Raw genomic sequence first — 2,783 nt, 5'->3', positions numbered from 1 at the left:
GCGATGGGCCGACCGCGGTCACCATATCCGGCTTGTGCGTTAAGCCGAATTCGAAGCTAGAAGAACAGACCATCGTGACCAAGCACGACGAACGCTGGCGATCACCCGGCCGCGGCGGACGATCAACCACTTCAACAACAACATCTCCGCGGCTCGGTGTGCATCGCATTGTTCCACGTTGCTTACGATCGGCGACAGTCGGAACCATCGCCGCTGAAAGACAGTCTATCAAGCCAAAACCGCCAAGGGAAATCTCCAGTCGTCACACCGGCAGTATCGGTCGGATCAATCGATTTGGCAGCCTTTGAAACCGTGACATCAGATGCGATCAATAGGAAACAGAAGTCGCGTCAACAAGCAATGGGCCCAAGTCCAGCCACAACGACAGGCGTCGGATCTGATCCGCTGTCAAAGGTGAATGAACCAACGAACGTGACATAGCTCGACGAACGTTTCGTGGTCACCACGTCGGCGCGGGTGACGTGAACTCAAATGTAAACCCAACTCGCCGACTGCGGTGCACCACATTGTTCGTCAGGCTACGATTGCCACCGACTGGAAGTTGGACGGCCCAAAACTATTGTAGCAATCGCTGCGTGAAGATGGGCGTCAATGTCAAGCGAGATTGCGATACCAAACCGCGACATCAGGTGCGATCAATAGGCGACTGATGTCACGCTGCCAATCAATGGGCCCCTACGTGAGTCATCCGGTACGACGAAAGTGACTTGCGCCGCGAATCACCAAGCAAAATTCCGTTTGGACAAGATGATCTATCAAACCGTGACACTAAGAGCGATCAATAGGAAACAGAGGTGACGTCACGAAGCAATGGGCCCCAATTCAGTCACGACGACAGGCGTCGGATCTAATCCGTATTCGAAGGTGAATGAACCAACGAACGTGAAGTAGCACGACGAACGGTGGCCGTCACCGAGGTCGGGCGGTAGACTGACCACTTCAATAAAACACGACTCCCGACCTTCGCGTGCACGGCATGGTTCGCCGCACCATTAAAACTTTGGGCAGGTGGAATAAGTTTGCCTGCAGTGTAGAATACGAGTGAAAGGCCATCCAGGGAGCTGAGAATGTCAACAATCAACGTAAATGTGCCCGACCCCGTTATGTCGGCGATAGCGGAACGCGCAAGAAACAGTGGCTATTCGGACGTGAACGAGTTCGTATCGCAATACATCCTACGGATTTCAGAGCGCCAAGCTGAGATAGAAACCCTTGCGATTGAAGGCCTGAATAGCGGACCAAGCGAACCATGGGATCCGAATGACGTTGAAGTTCTGCGTTCGCAACTGAAGGCCCAACACAGAAGCTAGATGGGAACGCGCAAGATTCCACATCGCAGGCGCCTTGCCCTAGAGGACATCGTGCACCACTCAAGTCATATCGCCGAGTCAAACCTGGAAGCTGCTCTGAGGTTTCTTGACGCGATTGAAACGACAGTCGACCTGCTGTGTCATTTTCCTGAAGCTGGTGGGGCGGTACCGACGTCTCGGTCAGATGTTGCTGGGCTAAGAGCCAAATTGGTGAACAATTTCGGCAACTATGTTGTTCTCTATTTGATCACCAACGAGACGATTGACATCGTGCGAGTCATTCGAGGCGGACAAGAAATAGATCGTCTAGCGTTACAGGCGCAGTGACGGTATCACCTCCGATCGGCGAACGGTGGTGATAACGGGGTTGCGGCCAAGCATCGTGAACCCAGCAATCAACTGCGCCGCAACTCCCGTTCATCACATGGTTCGTCATGCCTACGGTTGCCGCTGGCTGAAAGTTGGACGGCGCAAAATCATTGTAGCAATTCCAGAATGACCGGAGCGTCAACATCAGTCAGAATTCCGACATCAAACCGTAACATCAAGAGCGATCAACGAACGACAGAGGTATCGTCGGTATTGGATGGGCCAGTATGTGAATCAGTAGGTTGAGCCAGGAGCAACAGCCAAACCGCGACATCAGATGCGATCAATAGGCGAATGATGTTCCGTTGCCAATTAATGGGCCCCTACGTGAGTCTTTCGGTACGGCGAAAGTAACTTGCGTTGCGAATCACCAAGCCATCGTCCGATTAGAGACGATGATCGATCAAACCGTGACATCAAGAGCGATCACTAGGAAACAGAGGTTGGGTCAACAAGCAATGGGCCCAAGTCCAGCCACAACGACAGGCGTCGGAACTGATCCGCACTCGAAGGTGAATGAACCAACGAACGTGAAGTAGCACGACGAACGATAACGATCACGTGGTCGCCGCGAACGACTCACCACTTCAATAAACTCAACGCGGCGACTCACGTGTATCGTCTGGTTCGCCGAATTCGAGTGTGGCAACCACGAGGAAATGGTCAGACCCAACTCGACGGACAATCTCGGCGTCTGTCGTCGTGAAGTGTTGCGTGTGGAAAATGTGGTCGATTCGGAGTGCAAGAGGCAACGGACGTGTCGGCCAGTTCCAAGTTGGGTGGCTATCCGCGTCGTCATGCACCGAAGCGTACGCATCAATCAATCCAAGTTCAGCGAGCCGCTTTGGTGCCCTGAAAGTAGAGATGCTATTAAAGTCACCAACAACAATCGTCGGACGCTGACAATCGATTGCGTCGACAATTGCATCGATCTCGATGGCGTGCTTGTCTTCAGTCGAAGAAAGTGCGGTCATTGCGTCACGAACACTGCCGCCACGTTTCATCTGGAATGGCGTCAAATGGACGTTGATAATACGTACTGATGTATCGAAACGCTTCAATGTTGCGGAGTAAAAGCCAAAA

The 2,783-nt window shown here is 52.7% G+C and carries 2 protein-coding genes; one reads left to right on the top strand and one right to left on the bottom strand.

The features are described from left to right. The first annotated feature begins 1,331 nt into the window (after positions 1–1,331). Positions 1,332–1,658, top strand: coding sequence for a type II toxin-antitoxin system RelE/ParE family toxin (locus FYC48_RS25280; protein ID WP_149499596.1), 327 nt, complete (start codon positions 1,332–1,334; stop codon positions 1,656–1,658). A gap of 638 nt (positions 1,659–2,296) precedes the next feature. Here FYC48_RS25280 and FYC48_RS25275 read toward each other — a convergent pair. Next, positions 2,297–2,783 (bottom strand): endonuclease/exonuclease/phosphatase family protein (locus FYC48_RS25275; protein WP_200836701.1); only part of this gene is annotated, 487 nt, incomplete at its 5' end.

It is taken from the genome of Roseiconus lacunae (assembly GCF_008312935.1).
Taxonomy (GTDB): Bacteria; Planctomycetota; Planctomycetia; order Pirellulales; family Pirellulaceae; genus Stieleria; species Stieleria lacunae.
The sequence above is the reverse complement of the archived record's forward strand: the minus strand, read 5'-3'. Positions and strand labels throughout refer to the sequence as shown.